Here is a 610-nt window from a genome sequence, read left to right as displayed (position 1 = left end):
GCTTCTTTTACCTATGAAATATTTTCACGTGTTAAAGTATTCCTCGTTGAACACAACAAATAAAACTTTTTAACGAATAAAGGAGATTTTTCATGACATCACTTAAAACTTTACTTTTTGGAACAACTTTGGCTGCCGGTGCTGCATTCTTCATGGGAACGACTGCTCATGCGGACGAAGCTTATACCGTTCAATCAGGTGATACTCTATCAACGATTTCTCAAAAATACGTTGGTGACAACTCCTTGATCAATGCCATTGCAGAATCAAATTCAATTTCTGACATTAACCTGATCTACTCAGGACAACAATTAACGATTCCAACAGAAGGCTCTGCACAAGCAGCTGCTGAACCTCAAGCAACCGTTCAAAAAGCTCCCGTCCAAGCTGAACAACCTGTTGTACAAGAAACGGTTCAAACAGAAACACAAGCAGCCCCTGTTGCTGAAACACAATCTGCTCCTGCTGCAACAGAAACAACAACAACGGCAACAAGCACGAATGCTGCAAAAGAATGGATCGCACAAAAAGAATCAAGCGGTTCTTACACAGCAACGAACGGACGTTACATCGGACGTTACCAATTAGATTCTTCTTACTTGAATGGTGA

Annotated in this window: 1 protein-coding gene; it reads left to right on the top strand. The window is 41.0% G+C overall.

Going from position 1 to position 610, the window contains the following annotated elements; translation table 11 throughout:
* Nucleotides 1–92 precede the first annotated feature (92 nt).
* Nucleotides 93–610: LysM peptidoglycan-binding domain-containing protein (locus RWU19_RS05360; RefSeq protein WP_316002424.1), on the top strand; the 518-nt coding region annotated here is incomplete at its 3' end.

It is taken from the genome of Enterococcus sp. 2STP (assembly GCF_032465635.1).
GTDB classification, from domain to species: Bacteria; Bacillota; Bacilli; order Lactobacillales; family Enterococcaceae; genus Enterococcus_B; species Enterococcus_B lactis.
Note: the sequence above shows the minus strand (reverse complement) of the source record. Positions and strands in the feature narration are given on the sequence as shown.